The 25,483-nt window shown below is 65.1% G+C and carries 24 protein-coding genes and 3 tRNA genes; 19 read left to right on the plus strand and 8 right to left on the minus strand.

Translation table 11 applies throughout. The features are described 5' to 3' along the window. Positions 1 to 35: 35 nt before the first annotated feature. The 5 genes from dusB (at position 36) to QK287_RS03690 (ending at position 4,860) form a co-directional block, all read left to right on the plus strand. On the plus strand, positions 36 to 1,217 hold the full coding sequence (gene dusB / locus QK287_RS03670) for a tRNA dihydrouridine synthase DusB (protein WP_282359299.1): 1,182 nt from the start codon (positions 36 to 38) through the stop codon (positions 1,215 to 1,217). Further along, on the plus strand, positions 1,210 to 2,499 hold the full coding sequence (locus QK287_RS03675) for a deoxyguanosinetriphosphate triphosphohydrolase (protein ID WP_226774273.1): 1,290 nt from the start codon (positions 1,210 to 1,212) through the stop codon (positions 2,497 to 2,499). The genes dusB and QK287_RS03675 overlap by 8 nt, the downstream gene beginning before the upstream one ends. Before the next feature lie 73 nt (positions 2,500 to 2,572). Further along, positions 2,573 to 4,513 carry a DNA primase gene (gene dnaG / locus QK287_RS03680; protein ID WP_282359300.1) on the plus strand — a complete coding sequence of 647 codons (1,941 nt, stop codon included), beginning with the start codon at positions 2,573 to 2,575 and terminating at the stop codon, positions 4,511 to 4,513. 66 nt (positions 4,514 to 4,579) lie between these two features. Further along, positions 4,580 to 4,652, plus strand: a tRNA-Asn gene (locus tag QK287_RS03685). 135 nt (positions 4,653 to 4,787) lie between these two features. Next, positions 4,788 to 4,860: transfer RNA gene (locus QK287_RS03690), tRNA-Asn, on the plus strand. 76 nt (positions 4,861 to 4,936) lie between these two features. On the opposite strand, the gene QK287_RS03695 is transcribed toward QK287_RS03690, so the two are convergent. Together QK287_RS03695 and QK287_RS03700 are read right to left on the minus strand one after the other, a co-directional pair. Beyond that, complete coding sequence (locus tag QK287_RS03695; RefSeq protein ID WP_309485681.1) at positions 4,937 to 5,344, minus strand: hypothetical protein; 408 nt, start codon at positions 5,342 to 5,344, stop codon at positions 4,937 to 4,939. 200 nt (positions 5,345 to 5,544) lie between these two features. Then, entirely contained in the window at positions 5,545 to 6,768 is a 1,224-nt protein-coding gene (locus QK287_RS03700; RefSeq protein WP_226774270.1) for a multidrug effflux MFS transporter, read from the minus strand. A 182-nt stretch (positions 6,769 to 6,950) separates the two neighbouring features. Here QK287_RS03700 and QK287_RS03705 point away from each other — a divergent pair, with 182 nt between their 5' ends. From QK287_RS03705 to QK287_RS03730, 6 genes are all read left to right on the plus strand, one after another. After that, entirely contained in the window at positions 6,951 to 7,844 is an 894-nt protein-coding gene (locus QK287_RS03705) for a phage holin family protein (RefSeq protein WP_282359302.1), read from the plus strand. Positions 7,845 to 7,899: 55 nt separating this feature from the next. Next, positions 7,900 to 8,535: a CDP-alcohol phosphatidyltransferase family protein gene (locus QK287_RS03710; protein ID WP_226774268.1), complete on the plus strand. Its 636-nt coding sequence runs from the start codon at positions 7,900 to 7,902 to the stop codon at positions 8,533 to 8,535. Beyond that, the gene (locus QK287_RS03715) at positions 8,535 to 9,440 is read left to right on the plus strand and encodes a DMT family transporter (RefSeq protein WP_226774267.1); all 906 of its coding nucleotides are present in this window, start codon (positions 8,535 to 8,537) and stop codon (positions 9,438 to 9,440) included. The genes QK287_RS03710 and QK287_RS03715 overlap by 1 nt, the downstream gene beginning before the upstream one ends. 104 nt (positions 9,441 to 9,544) lie before the next feature. Then, on the plus strand, positions 9,545 to 10,741 hold the full coding sequence (locus tag QK287_RS03720; protein ID WP_282359304.1) for a glycosyltransferase: 1,197 nt from the start codon (positions 9,545 to 9,547) through the stop codon (positions 10,739 to 10,741). 79 nt (positions 10,742 to 10,820) lie between these two features. Beyond that, a tRNA-Ile gene (locus QK287_RS03725) sits at positions 10,821 to 10,894 on the plus strand. A gap of 320 nt (positions 10,895 to 11,214) precedes the next feature. Next, positions 11,215 to 12,405, plus strand: a complete 1,191-nt coding sequence (locus tag QK287_RS03730) for an acyl-CoA dehydrogenase family protein (RefSeq protein WP_253033274.1) — start codon at positions 11,215 to 11,217, stop codon at positions 12,403 to 12,405. A 143-nt stretch (positions 12,406 to 12,548) separates the two neighbouring features. Here QK287_RS03730 and QK287_RS03735 read toward each other — a convergent pair whose 3' ends face one another. Next, on the minus strand, positions 12,549 to 13,124 hold the full coding sequence (locus QK287_RS03735) for a peptidoglycan DD-metalloendopeptidase family protein (protein WP_282359307.1): 576 nt from the start codon (positions 13,122 to 13,124) through the stop codon (positions 12,549 to 12,551). 526 nt (positions 13,125 to 13,650) lie between these two features. Here QK287_RS03735 and rpsB point away from each other — a divergent pair. From rpsB to QK287_RS03765, 6 genes are all read left to right on the plus strand, one after another. After that, positions 13,651 to 14,520: a 30S ribosomal protein S2 gene (gene rpsB / locus QK287_RS03740; RefSeq protein WP_282359309.1), complete on the plus strand. Its 870-nt coding sequence runs from the start codon at positions 13,651 to 13,653 to the stop codon at positions 14,518 to 14,520. Positions 14,521 to 14,653: 133 nt separating this feature from the next. Beyond that, positions 14,654 to 15,490 (plus strand): translation elongation factor Ts, encoded by an 837-nt coding sequence (gene tsf / locus QK287_RS03745; RefSeq protein WP_226774262.1) that lies wholly within the window; start codon positions 14,654 to 14,656, stop codon positions 15,488 to 15,490. A 196-nt stretch (positions 15,491 to 15,686) separates the two neighbouring features. Further along, positions 15,687 to 16,424, plus strand: coding sequence for a UMP kinase (gene pyrH, locus QK287_RS03750; RefSeq protein WP_226774261.1), 738 nt, complete (start codon positions 15,687 to 15,689; stop codon positions 16,422 to 16,424). Between the two features lie 109 nt (positions 16,425 to 16,533). Then, positions 16,534 to 17,091 carry a ribosome recycling factor gene (frr, locus tag QK287_RS03755; protein WP_226774260.1) on the plus strand — a complete coding sequence of 186 codons (558 nt, stop codon included), beginning with the start codon at positions 16,534 to 16,536 and terminating at the stop codon, positions 17,089 to 17,091. Next, positions 17,091 to 18,011, plus strand: a complete 921-nt coding sequence (locus tag QK287_RS03760) for a phosphatidate cytidylyltransferase (RefSeq protein WP_282359312.1) — start codon at positions 17,091 to 17,093, stop codon at positions 18,009 to 18,011. The genes frr and QK287_RS03760 overlap by 1 nt, the downstream gene beginning before the upstream one ends. Positions 18,012 to 18,092: 81 nt before the next feature. Beyond that, positions 18,093 to 18,671 carry a DivIVA domain-containing protein gene (locus tag QK287_RS03765; protein ID WP_226774258.1) on the plus strand — a complete coding sequence of 193 codons (579 nt, stop codon included), beginning with the start codon at positions 18,093 to 18,095 and terminating at the stop codon, positions 18,669 to 18,671. Positions 18,672 to 18,677: 6 nt separating this feature from the next. On the opposite strand, the gene QK287_RS03770 is transcribed toward QK287_RS03765, so the two are convergent. From QK287_RS03770 to QK287_RS03785, 4 genes are read right to left on the minus strand one after another with little or no spacing between them, the layout of a single operon-like run. Then, entirely contained in the window at positions 18,678 to 20,144 is a 1,467-nt protein-coding gene (locus QK287_RS03770) for a cation acetate symporter (RefSeq protein ID WP_282359313.1), read from the minus strand. A 7-nt stretch (positions 20,145 to 20,151) separates the two neighbouring features. Then, positions 20,152 to 20,529, minus strand: coding sequence for a hypothetical protein (locus QK287_RS03775; RefSeq protein ID WP_226774256.1), 378 nt, complete (start codon positions 20,527 to 20,529; stop codon positions 20,152 to 20,154). Continuing rightward, complete coding sequence (locus QK287_RS03780) at positions 20,526 to 21,245, minus strand: LytTR family DNA-binding domain-containing protein (protein ID WP_226774255.1); 720 nt, start codon at positions 21,243 to 21,245, stop codon at positions 20,526 to 20,528. The genes QK287_RS03775 and QK287_RS03780 overlap by 4 nt, the downstream gene beginning before the upstream one ends. 36 nt (positions 21,246 to 21,281) lie before the next feature. Beyond that, positions 21,282 to 22,499 carry a histidine kinase gene (locus tag QK287_RS03785; protein WP_226774254.1) on the minus strand — a complete coding sequence of 406 codons (1,218 nt, stop codon included), beginning with the start codon at positions 22,497 to 22,499 and terminating at the stop codon, positions 21,282 to 21,284. Positions 22,500 to 22,728: 229 nt separating this feature from the next. Here QK287_RS03785 and QK287_RS03790 point away from each other — a divergent pair, with 229 nt between their 5' ends. After that, positions 22,729 to 23,109 (plus strand): DUF485 domain-containing protein, encoded by a 381-nt coding sequence (locus QK287_RS03790; protein WP_226774253.1) that lies wholly within the window; start codon positions 22,729 to 22,731, stop codon positions 23,107 to 23,109. Continuing rightward, a complete protein-coding gene (locus QK287_RS03795) occupies positions 23,106 to 24,722 on the plus strand; it encodes a cation acetate symporter (RefSeq protein WP_282359317.1) in 1,617 nt (538 codons plus the stop codon). Before QK287_RS03790 ends, QK287_RS03795 begins: the two co-directional genes overlap by 4 nt. A 129-nt stretch (positions 24,723 to 24,851) precedes the next feature. On the opposite strand, the gene QK287_RS03800 is transcribed toward QK287_RS03795, so the two are convergent. Beyond that, on the minus strand, positions 24,852 to 25,325 hold the full coding sequence (locus QK287_RS03800; protein ID WP_282359319.1) for an Lrp/AsnC family transcriptional regulator: 474 nt from the start codon (positions 25,323 to 25,325) through the stop codon (positions 24,852 to 24,854). Between the last annotated feature and the right edge of the window lie 158 nt (positions 25,326 to 25,483).

Genomic DNA, 25,483 nt, shown 5'->3' on the forward strand with positions numbered 1-25,483 from the left:
CCGACCGATTTGCCCGGATTTGAGACAATGGACAAGTGACTGTTGTAGCTACCCCTCCCGCCCCCAAGCTGGAACTCCCGCCCCTGAAGCTGGGCCCGCTTACGGTGGATACTCCCGTGATCCTTGCTCCCATGGCCGGCATTACCAACTCAGCCTTCCGCAGGCTCTGCCGAGAATACGGAGGCGGCCTGTACGTCGCGGAGATGGTCACCTCCCGTGCCCTCGTCGAACGCACGCCGGAATCGCTGCGCATCATTTCGCATGACGAGGACGAGAAGGTCAGGTCCGTGCAGCTCTACGGCGTGGACCCGGTCACGGTCGGCCAGGCAGTCCGGATGCTCGTGGAGGAGGACCGGGCGGACCACATCGACCTCAACTTCGGCTGCCCGGTACCCAAGGTAACCCGGCGGGGCGGCGGCTCCGCCCTGCCCTGGAAGATCGATCTGTTCACCTCGATTGTCCGGACCGCCGTGAAGGAAGCGTCCAAGGGCAACATCCCGCTGACCATCAAAATGCGCAAAGGCATCGACGAGGACCACCTCACCTACCTTGACGCCGGACGGATTGCCCGCGATTCCGGCGTTGCCGCCGTGGCGCTCCACGGCCGCACCGCCGCGCAGTTCTATTCGGGCCAGGCCGATTGGTCCGCGATTGCCCGGCTGCGCGAAGCCCTTCCGGACATCCCTGTGCTCGGCAACGGTGACATTTGGTCGGCCGAGGATGCCATCCGGATGGTCCGGGAGACCGGCGTGGACGGTGTCGTCGTGGGCCGCGGCTGCCAAGGCCGCCCGTGGCTGTTCGGTGATCTTATGGCTGCCTTCGAAGGCAGCGACGAGCGGCACAAGCCGGACCTGCGGCAAGTGGCCGAGGGTGTCTACCGGCACGCCGAGCTGATGGTCGAAACCTTTGGCAACGATGAAGGCAAGGCGCTGCGTGAAATCCGCAAGCACATGGCCTGGTACTTCAAGGGCTACGTGGTCGGCAGTGAACTGCGGACCAAACTCGCCATGGTGACTAGTCTTGAGGTCCTGCGCGAAACGCTGGACCAGTTGGACCTTGATTCGCCGTACCCCGGCAGTGACGCCGAGGGCCCCCGCGGACGCGCCGGCTCGCCCAAGAAGCCCGCCCTGCCCAAGGACTGGCTGCTGGACCGCAACATGGACGCCGAGCAGTCGCGTGAGATCAGCCACGCGGAACTGGACGTTTCCGGTGGCTGAAACCAGGACAACCGCGCCCGTGCTGGACGGCTACCTGGGCCGCGACTGTGCCCGCTGGGTGGAGGAACCGGCCAAGTCCACCTACCGCTCTGACTTCGAACGGGACCGCGCCAGGGTCCTGCACTCCTCCGCCCTGCGCCGGCTCGGGGCAAAAACCCAGGTAGTGGCCCCGGATACTGACGACTTCGTCCGCACCCGCCTCACCCACAGCCTCGAAGTGGCGCAGGTGGGCCGGGAACTGGGCCGCGCCCTGGGCTGCGACCCCGATGTTGTGGACACCGCCTGCCTCAGCCACGACCTTGGCCATCCGCCCTTCGGCCACAACGGTGAATCTGCCCTGAACGAGGTAGCCCACGCGATCGGCGGCTTCGAAGGAAACGCCCAGACGCTGCGGCTGCTGACCCGGCTGGAGCCCAAGGTCCTGGCGCCGGACGGCCGGCCTGCCGGGCTGAACCTCACTCGGGCGAGCCTCGACGCCGCGGCGAAGTACCCGTGGTCAGCCGCGAATGCACCCGTCATCCGCGGCGAACGGACCAGCAAGTTCGGCGCCTACGAGGACGACCTGCCGATCTTCGACTGGATCCGCGAGGATGCGCCCGAACGCCGCTCCTGCCTCGAAGCGCAGGTTATGGACCTCGCCGATGACATCTCCTACTCAGTGCACGACGTCGAGGATGCGATCGTCGCCGGGCACTTCCAGCTCCGCTGGATGGACAATCCCGACCACCGGGCCCGGGTGGTCGGCTACGCGAAGCAGTGGTACCTCCCGCATTACGACGCCGCCGAGATAGATGCCGCCCTCGCCCGGCTGGAGGCCACCAGCGTCTGGGTGCGCGAGGCCGATGGGAGCCGCAAGTCCATGGCAGCGCTCAAGGACATGACAAGCCAGCTCATTGGCCGGTTCTGCCAGAGTGCGCTGGCGTCCACCCGGGCGGTCTACGGACCGGAGAATCTGACCCGGTACAACGCGGAGCTGATTGTCCCGGACGAGACCGTGATGGAAATCGCCGTGATGAAAGGCCTGGCCACCACCTTCGTGATGACCACCGAACACAGGCAGCCCATTTACGAACGCCAGCGCGAGGTCCTGCACGCCCTGGTGACCGCTTTGAGTGCGACCGGGGACCGACACCTGGAGCCCATGTTCGCAGCGGACTGGCGCGACGCCGCCGACGACGGTGCTCGGCTGCGTGTGGTGATCGACCAGGTTGCGTCGTTGACCGATGGGTCTGCGCTGGCGATGTATGAGCGGCTCGTGGGCAGCCTGCCATCGCTGTGGTGACGTCTCCGGTGACTTGCCCGCAGTGTCCTGCCAGTGGGCGGCCGCCCGAGGTCCGCGGTACTAGGATGGCACTGTGGCTGGCCTGATCAAACGTGAAGATATCGATGAAGTACGCCAGCGCACGGACATCAAGGAAGTCGTCGACGGCTATGTGACCCTCAAGGGCGCCGGGCTGGGCTCCTACAAAGGCCTGTGCCCGTTCCATGACGAGCGGTCGCCCTCGTTCACCGTCCGGCCCCAGGTCGGCCGGTACCACTGCTTCGGCTGCGGCGAAGACGGCGACGTCATCTCCTTTGTGCAGAAACTGGACCACACCTCGTTCCAGGAAGCCGTGGAAAAACTCGCGGCCCGGATCGGCTTCGAACTCCGGTACGAGGACGGCGGCTCCGGCCCGAACCGCGAAGACGTCGGCCGGCGGCAGCGCCTGCTCGACGCCCACAAGGTCGCGGATGAGTTCTTCCGCGCCCAGTTGCTGACCGCCGGGGCTACGGAGGGCCGCAACTTCCTGCACGGCCGAGGTTTCGATCGTGCCGCCGCCGAACTGTTCGGCGTCGGCTACGCCCCGCAGGGCTGGGATTCCCTGCTTAAGCACCTTCGCGGCCGGGGCTACACCGATCCCGAACTCAAACTCACCGGTTTGTTCTCCGAAGGCGGCCGGGGGATATACGACCGGTTCCGGGGGCGGCTGATCTGGCCTATCCGCGACATCGCGGGGGACACAATCGGCTTCGGAGCCCGCAAGCTTTACGAAGACGACCAGGGCCCGAAATATCTCAACACACCCGAAACAGCGCTCTATAAGAAATCGCAGGTCCTCTACGGGATCGACCTCGCCAAGCGCAACATCGCCAAGGACCGCCAGATCGTTGTGGTGGAAGGCTACACCGACGTGATGGCCTGCCACCTCGCCGGGATCACGACCGCCGTGGCCACCTGCGGTACGGCGTTCGGTACCGAGCACATCAAGATTGCCCGCCGCCTGCTGTCCGACGACGGCAGCGGCGGCGAAGTCATTTTTACCTTCGACGGCGACGCTGCCGGACAGAAGGCGGCGCTGCGCGCCTTCGAAGAGGACCAGCGGTTCGTCGCCCAGACGTACGTGGCCGTCGAGCCAGGCGGGGCCGACCCGTGCGAGCTGCGACAGACCAAGGGTGACGCTGCCGTCCGTGACCTTATCGGCACCCGCCGCCCGCTGTTTGAATTCGCGATCCGGGCCAGCCTGAAGAGGCACAATCTGGACACCGTCGAGGGCCGGATCGCAGCCTTGCGGGAATCGGCACCGGTCGTCGCGCAGATCCGCGACGCCGGCATCCGTCCCGCCTATGCCCGGGAATTATCCGGCTGGCTGGGCATGCCGGTAGAGGAAGTCAGCCGTGCCGTGCTCGCAGCCGCCAAGCGTTCCGCCCAGCCGCCGTCGGGCGGCGGCCACTACCAAGGCCAGAGCCGGGGGCAGGGTCAAGGTCCCTCGCCAGTCGCCGGTGGCCGCTCCGCGCCCGGGGTGGCACCCGTGCCGGCGGCGGCCGGGTTGCCGGCCTTTAACCGGCCCGACCCGCGCGACCCCGTGGCGGCGATGGAACGGCAGGCGCTGGAGGTTGCCCTGCAGCAGTCCGCGATGCTGGAAGGTGAGACCTGGCTGCGTTTCTCCGAGGCGAGGTTTTCCACACCGGCGTACCTGGCCATCCACGAGGCCATCCGGGCCACCGGCCTGGCGTTCGCTGGCGATCCGGCACGGTGGGTGGAGCAGTTGCTGCAGGAGGTGCCCGAACCGCTGCGCCCGCTTGTGTCCGAGCTGGCCGTGGTGCCGCTGCCCGCCAGCACGTCCGACGGCGTGCTGCGCTACTGCCGGGATATCTTGGCTCGGCTGTTCGAACTGCAGATCACTAGGGTCAAGGCCGAGAAGATGGGACAGCTTCAGCGCCTGGACGCCTCCGCCGACCCGGAGGACTTCCAACGGCTGAACCGCGAGCTGATGGAGTTGGAAATGCAGAGGCGGTCGCTGCGCTCGGAGGCCTGACAGGCCGGCAGGGGGATTCAATTTCGCTTCCCGGCCCGGTGTTTGCTAGGCTTGTATCCGCTTCATTCCTCCTTAGCTCAATTGGCAGAGCATTCGACTGTTAATCGAAGGGTTGCTGGTTCAAGTCCAGCAGGAGGAGCGCGCAGTCCCCGTCCCGGGCAACCGGGGCGGGGACTTTTTATACCCGGCGGGGGTATCGAGGGGGGTAGCCGGGAGTTGCAGCAGGCCGATTTCCTAAGCGGCAAAACCTTTGCTAATGTCATACCTGCTTCATTCCTCCTTAGCTCAATTGGCAGAGCATTCGACTGTTAATCGAAGGGTTGCTGGTTCAAGTCCAGCAGGAGGAGCGGACAGGTCCCGCAGTCGGTGAGTATCCGGCTGCGGGACCTTTTTTGTGCTTGTGCCGGGCACCCTCCCGCGTGCTCAGACGAAGTACATCTCCACCTGCAGGAAGCGTTCAGCCTCGGCCACGGCGGCCTGGAAGGCTTCGCGTTCGGTGGGGGACGTGCGTGGTTCTCGCGGGTGCCATTCGTGCGGCGCCGAGTGGACCTGGGTGAAGCCGCCACCTGGCGGAGCGTAGAAGATGGCGAAGCGTTGCACGGGCCACTCCGGGGAGGTCTCCGGGGCGACCAGGAGCGCGGAATTGTGGGCCGGGTTGTACCACTGCGCGATCGGGCGCCGGCGGTCCTCGGCGAACAGCCCTGCGGCGAAGAGCGCGGCCGACTGTTGGCTCATTTGGGTGCACAGGCGATCCCACCACAGAGGCAGGATTCCGGTGTCGGACCGCTGCCACGTGGCCGGTAAGGGCGGAGGATCCTGCCAGTGGGGCACGTCTTCCACTTTATCGCCCGGTGTGGGGCCGCAACAGGGCCGGACGGCGGGACCACGCCCGCACCAGGTGGACATGCTCTGTGTTCGGGTTCCCCGGCGGACATAGTGGCTATGTGCCCGGTCCTGGGTGCCAAGGGTGGGCATGTCCCGCGGAGGGGGGCTTGTCCCGCGGAGGGTGGGCATGTCCCGCGGGTGGCTTGCTACTGGATCGCCGGTACCGTGCGGGGCCGGACTATCAGCCACAAAGACGCGGCGGACAGGAAGATGCACGCGGCCTGGACGGCGCCCATCGGCGTGGCTGAGGTGACTCCGAGCCAGCCGACCACCGGCGAGATGAGGCCCGCCAGCAGAAAGGTGGCGGCACCCAGCAGGGAAGCAGCGGTCCCGGCCTGCGCTCCGTGCTTGGCCAAAGCCAGCACCTGGACGCAGGGAAACGTGAATCCCGCGCCGAGGATGTAGAACCACAGCGGCACCATCACGCCCCACAGCCCAAGGCCCAGCTGGTCGAAAACTACGATCAACACTGCCATCAGGAACATCCACGCCGTGGAGCAGGCCAGAATCCACTGCGGCGGGACCCTGCGGATAAGCCGCGAGCTGGTCTGCACACCGGCGACAATACCCAGCGAATTCACGCCGAAGAGCAGCCCGTATTGCTGCGGGCTGAAGGAGTACACATTCTGGAACAGGAAAGGTGACGCGGAAAGGTAGGTGAACAGCCCGGCAAAGTTCATACCCCCGACCAGCAGCAGCCCCACAAAAATCCGGTCGGCGAACAGCACGGCGTAGCGCTGGCGGGCAGTCATGCCGGTTTTTCCGCGCATTTCCCGGGGCAGCGTCTCGCGGACGACGAACACCGCTGCGGTCAGGACGCAGGCCCCGTAGCCGGCCAAGAACAAAAAGATCCCGGGCCACGGCATAAAAAGCAGCAGTTGCGAGCCGATTACCGGAGCAAGGATGGGCGCCAGGCCATTTACCAGGGCCATCCGGGAGAACATGCGCACCATGGCGTAGCCACTGAACAGGTCCCGGACCATGGCCATGGCCACCACGCCCCCGCCCGCGGCACCGATCCCCATCAGCACCCGGAAGAAGCCCAGCGTGGAGATATCAGTTGACAGTGCCGCCCCCAGGGAGGCCGTGATGTGCACTCCGGTCGCGAGGATCAGCGGTAGCCGCCGGCCGAACTTGTCGCTGAGCGGACCGACCACCAACTGGCCCAACGCAAAGCCGATGGTGGTGCCGGTCAGCGTCAGCTGGACAGCCGCCTCCGAGACCTTCAGGCTCTCTTCCAGGGCCGGGAACGCCGGAAGATAAAGGTCCACAGTGAACGGCCCCAACGCGGTCAGCGCGCCGAGCATCAGAATGTAGAGGAGCTTCCGACGGCGGCTCAGGGAATCACCGGGATTCGTGGGTGTAGTCACAGAGACCAATCCTAGGGCTCGCTCTCACCGCAAGGTGCCTTGAACGGGCGCGCCACAGCCCGCGCCGGCGCCGCGCCGGGAAGACTGAATGGTAGTTTTGACACCGGGGTCTGCGTCAGGTTGCGCAGACCCGACAAGCCCGCGGAAGCGGAATCACAGACGTAACGAGTGAGGCAGGACCGATGAGCGGACGTCACAGCGGCGGGACAACCGGGGCGCCGCGCATTTCAGCGCTGCCCAAGACCTTGAAACTAATCTTCAAGCTGGCTCCGCGGCAGCTCAACGACGAGATTGCCCTGGCTAAAGTCGAGATCAAGCGCAAAGGCATCCAAGTCGGCGTTGCCGCCGCCGTTCTCGCCGTCGCCCTTATATTCGTCGCCTTCCTCGTCATTGGCCTTATTGTCGCCGCCATCATGGGTCTCGCCACGATTATGCCGGCCTGGCTCGCCGCCCTGCTGGTTTGCGCCGTCTTCCTGCTGATTGCCGCGATAGCCGGCCTGGTAGGTGTCAACAAATTCAAAAAGGCCATGCCGCTGGTCCCGGCCGACACCATCCGCGGCCTCAAGTACGACCTTGGCATCGCCAAGGAGGGCTCCGCTTTCGATGCTGCCCTGCTGGATCCTTCGTCCGCTCAGTTCAAGGCCGCGAAGGCCGCGAAGGCTGAGGCCGCAGCCAAGGCCAAAGCTGAGAAGGAAGCGAAGAAAGCCGCCGAGCCCGACTTCGGTCCGCCGCCCACGGAATCGGAACTGCGACGCCGGCTGGACCAGCGCCGGGCCCATCTCACCGGGGTCCGTGATGAACTCAATGCTGAACTCGACGTCAAGCCCCAGGCGCAGGCCCTGCTGACCGCAGCGCAGGCGAAGCTGCAGAACGGCAAGGAACAGCTCGGCGGCAAGGTCGCAGGGTTCCGCTCCGCCGTCGGGCACATTCCGGCACGCAGTGCGGTGCCGGATGGCAGCCCGACCGGAGCGGCGGGTATGGCAGCCGACTTGGGACAGCGGTGGAAACCGCTCGTCGCGTTGGCCGCCTCGGCCGCTGCGATGGTATTCCTGCTGCGCAAACTACTCAAAGGTTAGGCAGAACGCTGAACTGCAACGTCCGCACGTTGCCGGCCAGGGAAAGGGGGATCCGATGAGGTTCATCGGCGCTGGAGCCCGGCCTGGTCAGCCCCAGACTCACCACGACAGGGTCTTCACCATCCCCAACGTGTTGACAGTGGTACGGTTCCTTGGCGTCCCGCTGTTCATCTGGCTCGTCCTCGGGGCGCAGGAGTATGGCTTTGCTGCCCTCGTCCTGGCGGTCATGGGCAGCACCGACTGGGTGGACGGCTACGTTGCCCGCCGCTACGACCAGATGTCCCATCTGGGGCGGGTTATGGATCCCATCGCGGACCGGCTGGCGCTGATTGCCGTTGCCGTGACGCTCGTGATCGCCGGCGTTGTGCAATGGTGGTACCTCGCGGCCCTCCTTATCCCGGACGGCGTCCTGCTGACCTTGTCGCTGTACTACTTCCACAGCCACCCTGACCTGCCCGTCAGCCGGATCGGCAAGGTCCGGACTGCCCTGCTGCTGCTTGGAACACCGCTGCTTGTGCTCGCGAAGCTCCCTGTTCCGGGCGCCGGCATCTACCTCGTCGCAGCCTGGATCTGCCTCGGGCTGGGCCTCGTGGGTCACTGGATCGCCGCCTACAACTATTTCTGGGCCATCATCCGCAAGGGGACCGCAGTCAAGGACCACACACCCGACGTCGACGGCGGCACCCCCTAATGGTGTGGTTCGCTGTCCTGCTGGCCGTTCTCGGTGCGTTTTGCCTCGCCATCGGCGCCCAGCGCCAGGGCAGCGCCGTCAAGGCGGACACCGGGGGACTGGCCCTGAGCAGTCATGGCCTGCTCAGGCTGCTCCGCAGCCGGCGCTGGGTGTTTGGCCTGCTGCTGCTGACCGTGGGCATGGCGATGAACGCCGTCGCACTGGTCATGGCGCCGCTGACCGTGGTCCAGCCGATCGGGGCGATTGCCCTGGTCATCACCACCATCGTCAACGCCAAGGACCAGGGGTTGAGCATCAACCGGGCCACTGTGGTGGCCATCTCCGCCTGCGTCACGGGCTCGGCAATGTTTGTGCTCCTGGCCGTCAACGTGACCCAGGAGAACCACCAGGTCAGTTCCTCCGATGAGCTAACCATTGTGCTCCTGCTCGCCTTGGGGGTTGGTGTGTTCGGGACACTGACCGTGATGTTTAAACACCGGATGAGCGCCTTCGTCTACATCCTCGGCGCCGGTATCCTGTTTGGCTTTGTTGCCGTCTTGACCCGCATCATCGGCAGGCACCTCCTGGACCCGAACGGGCTCGTTCTGCTGAACGTGCCGTGGTACTCGGTGGTCGCCATCGCGGCCGCCGGCGGACTGGGCTCCTGGTTCGTCCAGAACGCGTACTCCGGCGGTCCGCCGGACCTCGTGATTGCCGGGCTGACTGTGATAGACCCGATCGTTGGCATCGCGATCGGGATCACGATTCTGGGTGAGCTGCGCGCCGACGTGCATGCCGTGACTGCGATGGCGATGGGCGTGGCCGGTTCGCTTGCTATCGTGGGAGTGATCGCCTTGTCCAGGCACCATCCCGAAGTCACCAAGCGCAAGAGGGAAGCGCGGAAGGCCGAAGGGCGCGTGTCCTAGGACATCAACCAGAACTCAGCAGCAGGCCAGGTACGCCTCTGCCGTTGGCCAGCCGGCCACCACCAACCCAGCTGCCCTCACCGTGACCACCAGGAGCTCTCCACGTGACCATGCCTGACAACCAGCACCCGCTGACCATCCTGATTGCCGCGGACACCTATCCGCCCCACGTCAATGGCGCTGCCATGTTCGGCTACCGCCTGGCCAAGGGCATGAAGGCGCGCGGTCACGACGTTCACGTCCTCGCCTGCCGCCCGGACACAGGCGGGAGTTACACCGAATTCTGCGAGGAGGGTACGGTCCACCGGATCCGCTCGCACTCAGTGCCCACGCACGAATACTTCCGGATCACGTTCCCCTGGGAAATCAAAAAGGAAATCAGCCTGTTGTTCGACCGGATCAAGCCGGATGTGGTGCACATCCAAAGCCACTACATGATCGGCGAACATGTGCTCTACGAGGCACTCAAGCGCGGCATCCGGGTTGTGGCGACCAACCACTTTATGCCCGAGAACCTGAACCCGTTCCTGCCGTTCCCGCAGTGGTTCAAGAACATTGTGGGGCGCATTTCCTGGAAGGACATGGGGAAGGTCATGGGCCAGGCCGACGTCGTCACCACCCCGACCCCGTTGGCCGCCCAGGCAATGCACGAGCACGCCTTCCTGCGCAAGGTGCTGCCGCTTTCCAACGGCATCGACTCCGCCGCCTACGAACTCAAACCCGGCGAGGAGCTGGTGCGCCACGCCAGCCCCACAGCACTGTTCGTGGGCCGGCTGGCCGAGGAAAAGCACATAGACGTCCTCATCGATGCTGTTGCGAAGACACCCAAGGAGCTTGACGTTCACCTCGAGATTGTCGGCGGCGGCGAAGTGCGCCCGGCCCTCGAGGCACAGGTTGCGCGGTTGGGCCTGCAGGACCGGGTGAAGTTCCTCGGGCTGGCCAGTGACGCCGATCTCCGCAAGGCCTACCAGGCCGCCGATCTGTTCTGTATGCCCGGCACCGCCGAACTGCAGTCCCTCGTGACGCTGGAAGCGATGTCGGCCTCCACCCCGGTCCTGCTGGCCGACGCCATGGCGTTGCCGCACCTGGTGCACGACGGCGAGAACGGCTACCTGTTTACACCCAATGACAGTGACGACCTGGCAGCCAAGATGGTCCGGGTATTGTCGCTGCCCGCGGACGAGCTGGCGGCGATGGGCAAGGCGAGCCGGGGAATGGTGGAAAGCCACAGCCTCGAACGCACCCTCCGGTGCTTCGAGGACCTTTACCGCGGCGCGAGCTACGACGACCTCGTTGTCTGACCCGGGACACTACTATTGCTAGAGTGATTTTGCCCGGAAAGCGAACGGCCCTCAGGCCGGAAACGTTTTCCTGGCCCACGGGGCTATAGCTCAGCTGGTTAGAGCGCGGGACTCATAATCCTAAGGTCCTCGGTTCAAGTCCGAGTAGCCCTACCTTTAAGCGGGACCCTGCCGGGCCCGCATCCACGGAAGCCGTGGCCGGCGTGACAGCGCCAGCCACGGCTCCCGTTTTTGCCCGGCTACTGTTTTTTGGCCGGCCCCCGGGGATTGCCCGCTTCCGCGCGGCTTCTTTTTGCCTGGCGCCGTCGCCGGCAGCTTGTTACGGGATGAAAATATGGCCTTTCCTGCACTGGGCTATGGCCTGCGTCACTTGCGGTGCTCCCGAGTGGTGCGGTAAGTTACTCGTGAGTAACATCCTGCCGCGCAACGCCCGCGTCATCCTGGCCGCTGCTGATCCCACGTGAAGGAACACCATGTCCAAAGCTGACATCGACATCAACAACCTCCCCTACGCCGACGGCGACTTCTTTGCGTTCGAGCAGCTGCTCAGCGGCAAGGAGCGGGACCGGCTCGCGGAGGTCCGGGAGTTCCTGGCCCGCGAAGTCAAACCGATCGCCGTTGACTGCTGGAACCGCGGGGAATTCCCGATGGACCTGATTCCCAAGCTTGCCGAGATTGATCTGGTCAGCCCGGTCCGGCGGCAGGGGTACTCCAACCTCTTCGCGGGAATTATGCACGCCGAGGCAACCCGCGCTGACACCTCCATTGCCACGTTTATGGGCGTCCATGACGGACTCTTTACCGGCTCCATTGAGGCGCTGGCCTCACAGGAGCAGCAGGACGCGTGGCTACCGGACATCTACTCGCTCAAAAAGATCGGCGCTTTTGGCCTCACCGAGCCCCTCGGCGGATCCGATGTTGCCGGCGGCACAAGAACGACTGCACGCCGGGAGGGAGACAGCTGGATACTAAACGGAGCAAAGCGTTGGATCGGCAACGCCACGTTCTCGGACTGGGTGGTCATCTACGCCCGGGACCTTGCCGACAACCAGGTGAAAGGTTTCCTGGTGGACACTAAAACTGAGGGCTACCGCGCCACCAAGATCGAGAACAAGATCTCGCTGCGCACTGTCCAGAACGCCGACATCACACTTGAGAACGTAGTGGTGCCGGAATTCTTCAAGCTCGCGAACGCCAACAGCTTCCGCGACACGAACAAGGTCCTCAAGGTCACCCGCCTTGCCGTTGCCTGGCAGGCAGTGGGCCAGCAGCTTGCGGCCTTCGACGTGGCGCGCCGTTACGCTGTGGAACGCAGCCAGTTCGGGCGTCCGATCGCTTCCTTCCAGCTGGTGCAGCACCAGCTTGTGCAGATTCTCGGCAACGCCGTCAGCTCGATGGGTATGATGGTCCGCCTCTCCCAGCTGGAGGACCTGGGCCAGGCCAAGGACGAGCAGTCTGCCCTGGCCAAGGCATTCACCACCGCACGCATGCGTGAGAGTGTGGCGTTGGGCCGAGGCATTCTCGGCGGCAACGGGATTGTGACCGACTATGAGATGGCCAAGGTCTTCTCCGATGCCGAGGCCATCTATTCCTACGAGGGCACCCACGAGATCAACACCCTCGTCACCGGCCGAGCGATCACGGGCATCTCCGCGATCGTCTAGCCAGCGCGCGAAGCCACCTGCGCCAAGCTCGTCGATGCAGGCGTGCTGCCCCGGCGGCCGCATCCCCTTCCGGCGGCCGCATCCCGTCCGGCGGCCGCATCCCGTCCGGCGGGGCCCTGGTCCGGCGGTTGCAGGCTTGACCCTTATCCGGGGGTGGGGTCCAACGGGGGGAGTAGGACTGAAGGCCGCAGGTCGGTCACGAAGGCCAGTGGATTAAGATAGCTATCGGCGCGTCGGACTCCCCAATGAATGCACGGTCCCGGTGTGCAGTGGCCTGGCTGGATCCAGCCCAGGACAGCCCCCTCCGCGACGGCGGCACCATCCTTCAAATCGCTGCGCACCGCCTCGAAGCTGCTTCTGATCCCGTTGCCGTGATCCACGGTGATCACCGGACGATCCACAACGATGCCGACAAAGCTCACCCGGCCGGCGGCTGGCGAGGTGACCGGGGCGCCCGCGTCCGTAGCCTGGAGATCCACCCCGCGGTGGCCGCCCAGCCACGGCTTCGCCGGCGGATCAAAGCCGCGCAGGACGGCAGGGGCGGGGTGCAGCGGCCAGCTCCACCCGGCGGCCACCCCGGGGCCGCCGCCGCTTGGGCCGCCGCCGGCAGGACTGCCACCGGCAGGACCGCCGGCGGGACCCGGGACGGCGGCGGCCGCCGCGGGGGAGATGGCCAACACAACGGCGAACAGGGCCGCACGATGCATCCGACGTTTCATGTTCCAAGCCTGCAACCGCACCCGGACCGAAGGAAGCGCTGCCGGGTGTTATGTGGATAGCGCAGCCGGGGCTCCCGTACGGCGGCTCCACGGCCGCGGCGACCTCAAATCCGCAAGCCGCCGGCCACCAGGCGTAGGGCCCGGGCGGTAGGTTTCGGGCTCGCACGCAGCCCCTTCAGGTGCGGGGAAGCCGTCCGGTTCTACACCGTCCCTGTAGTACACTTGGTGGAGCAGTTTGCTGTGCCCTCACGCTTGAACAAGGTACTTGTCCAAGCCGGCACGCCTCATTCAGGGGTGCGGGGAAGCAGCGCTGACTACGCGTATCCAGCCCGGCTTATTGGAAGCTTAAACCCTTCAGATGAGCTGGACTGCGCCTCTTTCGGTCCGGGCCAGTGGTTCGGAGAAGAAGCGCAGTGGATGCCAGGAGCACTGCCCGCCTGGGTGTTGCTAATCAACCGTCAACTAGTGGCAGGGTAAGAGATCCCATGGGCTCTCTCATGAATGACCTGCCGGAAGGAGCGCCGGCATGCCCGTCGTAACTATGCGCCAGCTGCTTGACAGCGGCGTCCACTTTGGACACCAGACCCGCCGTTGGAACCCGAAGATGAAGCGTTTCATCTTCACGGAGCGCAACGGCATCTACATCATTGACCTGCAGCAGTCGCTGTCCTACATCGACCGTGCCTTTGAGTTCGTGAAGGCCACCGTTGCACACGGCGGCACCGTTCTCTTCGTCGGCACCAAGAAGCAGGCGCAGGAATCCATCGCCGAGCAGGCCACCCGCGTGGGCCAGCCGTACGTGAACCAGCGTTGGCTTGGCGGTATGCTGACCAACTTCCAGACCGTCTCCAAGCGCATCCAGCGCATGAAGGAACTGGAAGAGATCGACTTCGACGACGTCGCCGGTTCCGCTTACACCAAGAAGGAACTGCTGCTCCTTCGCCGCGAACTCACCAAGCTGAACACCAACCTCGGTGGTATCCGCAACCTGACCAAGGCGCCCTCCGCGCTGTGGATCGTTGACACTAAGAAGGAACACCTTGCTGTCGACGAGGCCAAGAAGCTGAACATCCCGGTTGTTGCGATCCTGGACACCAACTGCGATCCCGACGAAGTCGACTTCCCGATCCCGGGTAACGACGACGCCATCCGCTCCGTGAACCTGCTGACCCGCGTTGTTGCCGACGCCGTTGCTGAAGGCCTCATCGCCCGCAACCAGCGCGCCACCGGCACCACGGAAGCTCCGGAAGAGCCGCTCGCCGAGTGGGAGCGCGAGCTCCTCGAAGGCAACAAGGCCGAAGCTGCTGCTGCTGCTGAAGAGGCACCGGTTGCCGAAGCTGCTGCTGCTGAAGAGGCACCGGTTGCCGAAGCTGCTGCGGCCGACGAAGCCAAGTAGTCAGACAAATAAATTCGGATCTCCCCGCCCGCTCTCCGCAGCGCAGGGGAACTGACAGGATGGTGGCTCACCTGGTGAGCTGCCGTCCTGTCGGTCCGTACACCACCCATAATTTCTAGACAGAGGGGTTCACATGGCGAACTACACTGCCGCTGATATCAAGGCTCTGCGCGAGCGCACTGGCGCCGGCATGATGGATGTCAAGAAGGCTCTTGACGAGGCCAACGGCGATGCCGAGAAGGCAATCGAAATCATCCGCATCAAGGGCCTCAAGGGCGCTACCAAGCGCGAAGGCCGTTCCACCGCTGAGGGCTTGGTTGCTGCCAAGGTCGACGGCGGCGTCGGCGTAATGATTGAAGTCAACTGCGAGACCGACTTCGTCGCGAAGGCTGACAAGTTCATCCAGCTGGCCGATAAGGTTCTGGCCGTTGCAGTCGAGTCCGGCGCCGCCGACCTCGAGACCCTGCTGGCCACCGAAGTTGACGGCAAGCCGCTCTCCGAGGTTGTTATCGAAGAGGGCGCCGTGCTGGGCGAGAAGGTTGTTGTCCGCCGGATTTCCCGCGTTGAGGGTGCCACAGTCGACGCTTACCTGCACAAGACCTCCAAGGATCTCCCGGCCCAGGTCGGCGTCCTGTTCGCAGTTGACGGCGAAGGCGAGACGGCAGACACCGCAGCCCACGACGTCGCCGTTCACATCGCCGCGATGTCCCCGAACTACCTCTCCCGCGAGGATGTGCCGGCCGAGCTCGTTGAGTCGGAGCGGCGCATCGCCGAAGAGACGGCTAAGGCTGAAGGCAAGCCCGAGGCAGCAATGACCAAGATTGTGGAAGGCCGGGTTACCGGTTTCTACAAGGGCGAGGTCCTCCTTGACCAGTCGTTCGCCAAGGACGCCAAGAAGTCTGTTGCGCAGGTCCTCACCGAGGCCGGCGTCAAGGGCACCGCGTTCACGCGCTTCCGCGTCGGTTCCTAGCCAGACACCCGTCTGACCCTCGTCAGACACGCAAAAGGGGTGGCCACTGCGGTGGCCGCCCTTTTTGTATGCAGGCCCAGTGTTATGCACCCTGCACGCGCCCGGGTGACCCCGGGCGCATCCTGGCCCGGGGCGAGTCACGCCTTTGGCCCCGGGCACGATAACCTAGCTCAGAGCTCACCAACGGGAAGGCACCATGGAAACCGTCACCACTTCAGCCCAGCCAAAGAAGAGCAGGCGCCGCGTCCTGTTGAAGCTCTCCGGCGAGGTCTTCGGGGGCGGCAAGCTCGGCGTTGACCCGGATACCGTCCGCGGCGTGGCCAAGCAGATCGCAGCTGCAGTGCCGGACGTCGAGGTTGCCATCGTCGTCGGCGGCGGAAACTTTTTCCGCGGAGCCGAACTCTCGCAGAGCGGCATGGACAGGTCCCGGGCCGACTATATGGGCATGCTTGGCACGGTGATGAACTGCCTGGCCCTCCAGGACTTCCTGGAGCAGGCCGGCGTCGAGACCCGGGTCCAAAGCGCCATCACCATGGGCCAGGTCGCTGAGGCGTACATTCCGCGCCGTGCCATCCGCCACATGGAAAAGGGCCGTGTTGTCATCTTCGGCGCCGGTGCGGGCCTGCCGTACTTCTCCACCGACACAGTGGCCGCCCAGCGCGCCCTGGAGGTTCACGCCGACGTCGTCCTGATGGCCAAAAGCGGCGTCGACGGCGTCTACACGGCGGACCCGAAGAAAGACCCCACGGCCGAGAAGCTGCACCACCTCAGCTACGACGAAGCCCTCCGCCGGGACATCCGTGTGATGGACCAGACGGCCATGACCATGTGCAAGGATAACAACCTCACCATGGTGGTGTTCGGGATGGAAGGTGATGGCAACGTCACCCGCGCCATTCTGGGCGAGGACCTGGGCACCGTAGTCAGTCCCTAGCAGCGGCTAGGATGTTTCGAGGACAGTTCTGCCCCCGCAGTGCGGGAAAGCAGCCGGAACACAACAGCACCCCGCCAGTGGCGGGTGTACCAATTTCTGAGGAGAGATCGTGATCGAAGAAACCTTGCTCGAAGCCGGGGAAAAGATGGACAAGGCGATTGAGGTAGCCAAGGAAGACTTCGCCTCGATCCGCACTGGCCGCGCCAACCCGGGCCTCTACAACAAAGTCCTGGTGGACTACTACGGTTCGCCTACGCCGTTGCAGCAGCTGGCGTCCTTTGCCATCCCGGATGCCCGCACCATCCTGATCACGCCGTTCGACAAGAGCGCACTGCGCGAGATCGAGCGTGCCCTCAGCGACTCCGAGGTGGGCGCCAATCCCTCCAATGACGGCAGCGTCATCCGGATCACCATCCCCGATCTCACCCAGGAACGCCGCAAGGAATACGTCAAGATCGTCAAGACCAAGGGCGAGGATGCCAAGGTGTCCATCCGCAACATCCGCCGCAAAGCCAAGGAAACGCTGGACAAGCTGGTCAAGGACGGCGAAGCCGGCGAGGACGAGGGCAACCGCGGCGAAAAAGAACTCGACGCCATGACCAAGGCCCACGTCGACGGTATCGATGATCTGCTCAAGCGCAAGGAAGCCGAGCTGCTCGAGGTCTAATGACGCAGGAACAGGGGGAACCCGGAGCTGACATCCGGGTTCGGCGGAAGCAGCGGACAAACCCGACGCCGAAAGCCGGCAGGAATCTACCCGCCGCGATAGTGGTGGGTCTTGGGATGCTCTTTTTTGTCCTGGGCGGGCTGCTGTTCCTGCCGCTGGGTTTTGTCCTGATCGTCACGGCCTTTGGCGTTTTCGGCGTCTGGGAAGTCTTTCGGGCGCTGGAAGCCTCGGGTACCAGGGTGCCGATCATCCCGGTGATGATCGGCACCGCGGCGATGCCCGTATCCTCCTACTTTGGCGGCGTCGAGAGCCTACTGTTCGCCATGATGCTCAGCAGCGTAGCGGCGCTGTTGTGGCGGTCGCTGGACGGTGCCGCCGGTTCCGCGCGCAGCATCTTCGCCGGAGTCTTCACCCTGGCCTGGATCCCGTTTATGATCAGCTTCGCCGTGTTGCCGCTGCATACCGTGGCGGGCGAAACGCCGGTGGGGCTCTGGCCGGACGGCCTCATTCCCCCCGGCGCCTGGCAGATTGCCACCCTGCTGTTGCTGGTGGTCGCGAATGACACCTTCGGATACCTCGTCGGCGCTTCGATCGGCAAGCACCCGATGGCACCGAAAATCAGTCCCAAAAAAAGCTGGGAGGGCTTCGCCGGGTCCATCGCCGGTGCCACGCTTGTGGGGGTGCTCGCCGCCGTCTACGTACTGGACAAGCCCTGGTGGTTCGGTGCGGCGCTGGCTGCGGGCATGGTGGCCGCAGCAACAGCCGGGGACCTCTCCGAGTCCATGGTCAAACGCGAACTGGGGATCAAGGACATGAGCAGTATCCTGCCCGGGCACGGCGGGGTTATGGACCGGCTGGACTCGATCGTCTTCGCTTCCCCGGCGGCGTTTATCCTTTACTCACTCTTTGCCGGCGCGTGAGGCTGTCAATCTTCCACCCTCCGGCCCCTAGAATGGGGCCGGGCAAACCAGCCGAACGGCATTGAAGGAACAACAGTTACAGTGGACATTCAACGTCAGATTCCTGCGTCTTTTGACCGCGTGGAGCGGAACCAGTACGGCTACAATGCCAAGCAAGTGGACCAGTTTATGCAGCGCGCCCGGGTTTCCTTCGAATCCCCCCGGTCCGCCGGGCGGCCGGTCAAGAGCGCCGATGTCCGTGCCGTCTCCTTCGACCCCGTTAAGGCCGGCTATGCTGCAGCAGCCGTGGACGCGGCCCTGGACCGGCTTGAGGACGCCCTCGCCGTGCGGGAACGCGACGAGCTTGTCCTCGAACGCGGCGAGGACGCCTGGCTCCGCGAGATCGGCCGGCTCGCCGGAATGCTCCGTGGCCGGCTGCACCGCCCCGACGGCCAGCGCTTCCGGCGCCCCGCGAAGGTCAAAGCCCGCAGCTACAACACCAGCGACGTGGATGACCTGTGCCACTCGCTGATCGGCTACCTGGAAAAAGACAAGCCGCTGAGTGTGGACAATGTCCGCCGCGCTGTCTTCCGCCCCGCCGTTGGCAAGGATGGCTACGAGGAAAACCAGGTGGACGCTTTCCTGGACCGGGTCGTAGAGCTGATGGCCGCAATCGACTGAGCGTTGTCAGCGCTCCGTGACCAGCGGCCGCTCAGGGGTGTGCAGGCGCGTCATAAGCCGGGTGACGGTCCGCGGCACTCGGTTCCGGGTGGCCCGGGAAACCAGGATTATCACGGCAAACGCGGCCGGCACCGTCCAGGCCGCCGGCTGCGCCAGCCAATCGGGGGTACCCCGGGCGCCCAGCATGGACCCCGCCACCATCGCCCCGCCGCACAACACCGACCCTGCGGCCATACCGGCGATTGCCCCCGCGTCGGTCAGCCCGCGCCACCAAATGCCCAGCAGAAGCACCGGGCACAGTGTGGATGCGGTAAAGGCAAAAACCAGCCCTACGCTGCCGGCCAGGGCAAGGGAACCCGTCATCGATGCGATTCCCAGCGGGACCACTGCCGACAGCACTGCCGCCCGCCGGAAGCCTTTGACACTGCCGCCGAAGAGGTCCTGGCTGATCACGCCTGCGAGCGAAACCACCAGTCCGGACGTCGTGGACAGGAACGCGGCAAAGGCCCCGGAGACCACTAAGGCGGACAACAGATCACCGGCCATGCCGCCCACAAGCTCCCGGGGAAGCAGCAGCACCAGGGCATCGGCCTGGCCGCTCTGCGCCAACTCCGGCGCGAACATCCGGCCGATCAGCCCGTACGCCGTCGGGAAGAGATAGAAGACCGAGAGTAAACCCAGAACTATCAGGGTAGTGCGGCGGGCGGACTGCCCGTCGGGGTTGGTGTAAAAGCGCACCAGCACGTGGGGCAGCCCGAGGGTCCCGAACAGCAGCGCGACCAGCAGCGAGACGTTCTGGTATACCCCCGCCGGCGCCGCGCCCGTCGGGTTCGCGGGTGCCGGGGCCACAGCCGGTGTCCCGGAGTCCGCCAGCACAAAAACGACAAAGAGGATGGGCACTGCAAGTGCCGTAAGTTTCAGCCAGTACTGGAACGCCTGGACAAAGGTAATGGATCGCATTCCACCGGACACCACTGTGACGCAGACGACGGCGACCACCGCCACCATCCCTACCCAAGAGGGCAGCCCGGTGGTGATTCGGATGGCCAGCGCCGCGCCGTGGAGTTGCGGAACGATGTACAGCCAGCCGACCACCACAACGACGACGCTCGTGACGCTGCGGACCACCCGGGAGTCGAGCCGCGCTTCGGTGAAATCGGGAATGGTGTACGCACCGGAGCGGCGAAGCGGGCCGGCGACAAAAAGGAGCAGCATCAGGTAGCCGGCCGTGTACCCCACCGGGAACCACAGCGCGTCAGTGCCGGAGAGCAGGATGAGTCCGGCGACGCCGAGGAAGCTCGCCGCCGAAAGATATTCACCGCCGATCGCCGAGGCGTTCCACCAGGGCCGGACAGTACGGGAGGCAACATAAAAATCCCCGGTGGTGCGAGAGATCCGCAGCCCATAGAAGCCGATGGCGGCAGTGGCCAGCGAGACGGCGGCAAAGGCCGCTATGCCGACGACGGGGTTCACGGGCGCCTCACTTGTCTCCAACGAGATCCCGGTAGCGGGCCTCGTTCCTGGCCGCCGTCCGGACATAGAGCCAGGCGCTGAGTCCGATGACCGGATAAATCCCGGCGCCGAGCAGCACCCAGTCGAAGGGCAGTCCCAGGATCGTTGAGTCAGCGAGGCCGGGGACCAGACCCAGCATCAGCGGGAATGCAACCAGGATCAGCAGGAAGCCTGCGGCCACCACCACCGCAAGCCGCAACTGCGAGCGGATCAGCGAACGGACAAAAACCTGCCCGGCATCGGATTCCTCCGCGGCGTCGCGCGAATCGGCGCCCGGCAGTGCAGCCGGCGGTAAGCCGGCGCCGGGTGTGGTGTTGCGGGGCGCTGTGACTCGGACCCGGGTCATGACTGGGGACGGATTCGGGTCGCCTCGAGTTTTTCCCGCACCGCGGGCAGATGCCGCCTGCTGATGGGCAGTTCGGCCCCCGCTACGGTGACACTCGGCCGGGCGGCCGCGAGCTTCATCTGGCTGACATGCTTGAGTGCGATGAGGTAGGAACGGTGGATGCGCAGGTACCCGGCTTCGGCCCATTGCTGTTCCAGGTCGGCCAGCGGTACCCGGATGAGGTAACTTGCGTCGGTGGTATGCAGCCTGGCGTAGTCTCCCTGGGCCTGGACATAGGTGACGTCCTCGCGGCGGATCATCTTGGTGGTGCCGCCGAGGTCAACGGTGATCATTTCCGGTCGCGGCGCGCCGTCCTTGAGCAACTCGCTGATCCTGCCTATCGACTTCGCCAGCCGCTCGGCCCGGACGGGTTTGAGCAGATAGTCGACGGCGGCCAACTCGAACGCTTCCAGCGCGCAGTCCTCGTCGGCCGTGACAAAAACGATCGCGGGAGGCTTGCTGCTGCGGGCGATGACGCGGGCGATATCCAGGCCGGAGACCGCGGGCATGTGGATGTCGAGGAAGACGGCGTCGACCTCCTCGGCCTCGAGGGCGCGCAGAGCCTGGGCGCCGGAGGAAGCCCGGAAGATAGCGCCGATTCGGTCATCCCGGCCCAGCAGGAAGGCAAGTTCCTCAACGGCGGGCAACTCGTCGTCGGCGACGAGGACGTTAATCATGGCTCAAGACTACTGCCGACGGCATTTGGGTCCCGGTCAGGCGTCGTGGCGAGGCTGGGATTTGGGCACGCGCATCGTGATCAGGGTGCCTTCCCCGGGCGCCGTGTCGATGACCAGCCCGTAGTCGTCGCCGTAGACCTGCCGCAGCCGGGCGTCAACGTTGCGCAGCCCAACATGGTCTCCCTCGCCGTGCCCGGCGAGCATCGTCCGCAGCTGGTCCGGATCCATGCCCACGCCGTCGTCCTCGATGGTCACCTCGGCGAAGGCGCCGGAGTCGTGCGCCGTGATGGCGATGTGGCCGGGGCCCTCCTTGGCTTCGAGACCGTGCCGGACGGCGTTTTCCACCAGCGGCTGCAGGCTCAGGAAGGGGATGACGGTGCTGAGCACTTCGGGGGCGATCCGGAGGCTCACCTGGACGCGGTCGCCGAACCGGGCCCGCTCCAGCAGCAGGTAACGGTCGATGCAGCGCAGTTCCTCGGCGAGGGTGGTGAAGTCACCATGCCGGCGGAAGGAGTAGCGGGTGAAATCTGCAAACTCCACCACCAGTTCACGGGCCCGGACCGGGTCGGTATTGATGAACGATGCGATCGCGTTCAGCGAGTTGTAGATGAAGTGCGGGCTGATCTGGGCCCGGAGTGCCCGCACCTCTGCCTCCATCAGGAGCGTGCGGGACGCGTCGAGTTCGGCCAGCTCCACCTGCGCGGCCACCCAGTCGGCTACTTCGCTGGTGGCCCGTACCAGCCCTGCGCCGGCCGCCGGGGCAAAAGCGGCCACGACGCCCACTACCCGGGCCCCGGCCTTGATCGGGGCAATCACCGCGGCGCGTTCCACCTCCGGCCGGGTGCTCACGGAGCCCTTGTTTTGTGCCAGTTCCTGCAGTTCACCCGCCGGGATCACCGCGGTGTGGCCGCCGGCGAGCACCCCGGACGCCAGCTCCATCAGCAGCGGCTCAAGCTCCTCGCCGGCACCGTCCCACGCGAGCACGCCGGCAGCGTCGGTGATCGCCAGCGCGTCACAGCCCAGCAGGTTGCGCAGCTGCCGGCTCGCCTTCGCGGCACCGGCAGGGTTAAGCCCCGTGCGAAGGTGCTGGCCGGCGCGCGACGCCGTATGCAGCGTCTTGTAGGTGGCCCGCTCCGCGTCGGTGCCAAGCTCCCGGAAGGAGCGGAGCACCTTTAAACCGACGGCGACGACGACGGCGATCGCCGCCGCGATCACTGCGATGGCGGCGGTGATGAACAGCGGAGAGTCGGGCATGCGCCCAGCGTATCGCGGCGCAGGACGGGCAGGGGCAGGTGAGGCTCCCGACGGTCCTGCCGGCACCGCTGAGCGCAGCATCCCGACCGTTGAGCGACGCACGGTACTGCGGTTCTGGCATGTTAGGCACGTCACGGGAGACAGTGATTGCAGTCACATTGGCCGGCGGGCTGTTCGGAGCAGGCCAGGGCAGCCGGTGTGGACTCAAATCTCTCAATGAGGAGGAACGATGGGTCACGAAGCCCAAAATACGGACGCCGCGGCGGCCGTGGACTTCAAGGAAGTCCAGTCGACCGAGCGGTTCCAGGAACTGCGCAAACGTCACCGCAGCTTTGTCTTTCCGATGGCCATTGCTTTCCTGCTCTGGTACTTCGCCTACGTCCTGCTGGCCGACTACGCGGCAGGGTTTATGTCCATCAAGCTGTGGGGCAACATCAACGTTGGCCTGGTCATGGGGCTGGCGCAGTTCGTGACCACCTTCGCTATCACCGGCTGGTACGTCAGTTACTCAAACCGCCGGCTCGACCCGATCGCCGCAGAAATCCGCCACGAAATCGAAGGCCACGAATTCGATAAAAACGGCAACCAGATCACCGGGGTAACAAAATGACGCTTATGGTTCCCGCAGTCAACGTTGCGGATCTCAAGGACACCACCCTGCTCAACATGGGCATCTTCGCGGTGTTTGTGGCGATCACCATGGTGATCGTGATCAAGGCCAGCCGCAACAACAAAACGGCCGCAGACTACTACGCGGCCGGCCGGTCCTTCACCGGCCCGCAGAACGGCACCGCCATCGCCGGCGACTACCTCTCGGCGGCTTCCTTCCTGGGCATCACCGGGGCCATTGCCATCAACGGCTATGACGGTTTTATGTACTCCATCGGTTTCCTCGTCGCGTGGCTCGTCGCACTGCTGCTCGTCGCTGAGCTGCTGCGCAACACCGGCAAGTTCACCATGGCCGATGTGCTCTCCTTCCGGCTCAAGCAGCGCCCGGTGCGGATTGCGGCAGCCATCTCCACACTCGCCGTCTGCTTCTTCTACCTGCTCGCACAAATGGCCGGAGCGGGCAGCCTGATTTCCCTGCTGCTGGGCATCAGCGACTGGGGCGGACAGGCCCTGGTGATCATCGTCGTCGGCGCCCTGATGATCATGTACGTACTGATCGGCGGTATGAAGGGCACCACCTGGGTCCAGATCATCAAGGCCATGCTCCTGATCGCGGGAGCCGCCGTGATGACCTTCTGGGTCCTCGCCATCTACGGTTTCAACCTCTCCGACCTGCTCGGTGGAGCAGTGGAAACCTCGGGCAACCCGAACATGCTCAACCCGGGCCTGCAGTACGGCAAGTCCGAGACCTCCAAACTCGACTTTATGTCCTTGGGCCTGGCCCTGGTACTTGGTACCGCGGCCCTGCCCCACGTGCTGATGCGCTTCTACACGGTTCCCACCGCCAAGGAAGCCCGCAAGTCAGTGGTCTGGTCCATCGGGCTGATCGGCGTGTTCTACCTGTTCACCCTCGTCCTGGGCTACGGCGCCGCTGCGCTCGTGGGCGCCGAAACGATCAAGTCCGCCCCCGGCGGCGTCAACTCGGCAGCACCGCTGCTGGCATTCCACCTGGGTGGACCGCTGCTGCTCGGCTTTATCTCCGCGGTGGCCTTCGCCACCATCCTGGCCGTCGTCGCCGGGCTGACAATCACCGCGGCGGCATCGTTCGCGCACGATATCTACGCCAGCGTCATTGCCAAGGGCAAAGCCGACGCCGACACCGAAGTCAAGGTCGCCCGCCGCACCGTGGTGGTCATCGGCCTGCTGGCCATCGCCGGCGGCATTTTCGCCAACGGCCAGAATGTCGCATTCCTTGTGGCCCTCGCCTTCGCGGTGGCTGCCTCGGCCAACTTGCCCACCATCGTGTACTCGCTGTTCTGGCGCAAGTTCACCACCCAAGGCGCCATCTGGAGCATGTACGGCGGCCTGGGCTCGGCGATCATCCTGATCGCGCTGTCCCCGGTGGTCTCGGGTGCCAAGACGTCCATGATCCCGGGCGCCAACTTCGCGATCTTCCCGCTCAGCAACCCAGGCATCATCTCCATCCCGCTCGCGTTTATCCTGGGCTGGCTCGGTTCGGTGCTGGACAAGAATCTGGAAGACAGCACCAAGCAGGCCGAAATGGAAGTCCGCTCCCTCACCGGGGTGGGCGCCGAAAAGGCCACCGACCACTAGTCATCAACAGCCGGCGGAACGTCGCCGGCCGGCAAGGCCAAGAGCCCCCGTGCCATCAGCACGGGGGCTCTTCCTGTGTGATCGTGCCAAGCCGGCGGCGTTCCGGGCGGGAACCCGGCGTCGGAAACGTCAGCCGTCGGCTGAGCCGCGATCCAGCAGCGGCTGGATCCGGAACGGGATCATCTCGCTCATGGCCAGCGCGGTGTCCGTCCGGTCCACACCGCCGCAAGCCAGGATCTTTCCGTTGATCCGGAACAGATCCTCGGCATCGAGGGCCACGACGCGCAGCAGCAGGTCGGCCGATCCGGTGAGGCCGAAACCCTCCAGGATCTCCGGGATGTCAGCCAATTCCACCGCCAGCTGGCCGAGCTTCTGCTGCTGTACGTGCACCGAAATGAAAGCCATCAGGGGGTAGCCCAGCGAGGCCGGATTGATGCGGCGCTCAAAGGAGAGGAATACGTGTTTTTTCTCCAGCTGGGCCATCCGGGCCTGCACGGTATTCCGTGAGAGACCCAGCTTCTGTGCCAGCGCAACCACGGTCCTGCGGGGGTCCCGCGCCAGAGCAGAAAGCAGGCGGGTGTCGGTGCCATCCAGGGGGTGCATAGTGCGCAAGATTAGCACGGTCCGCTGCGGTCCGGCAGTGCAGAATGCTCAATTAACGTGCAGCCGGTTGTACCCAATGAGAGTTGTGAGTAGGGTCACAACTATCCGGGGCAACGGCGCCCGGGCGGCTGGCACAGACCGGGATCACGAGTCCCGAA

Origin of the sequence: Arthrobacter sp. AL05 (assembly GCF_029960715.1) — a bacterium.
Lineage (GTDB): Bacteria > Actinomycetota > Actinomycetes > Actinomycetales > Micrococcaceae > Arthrobacter.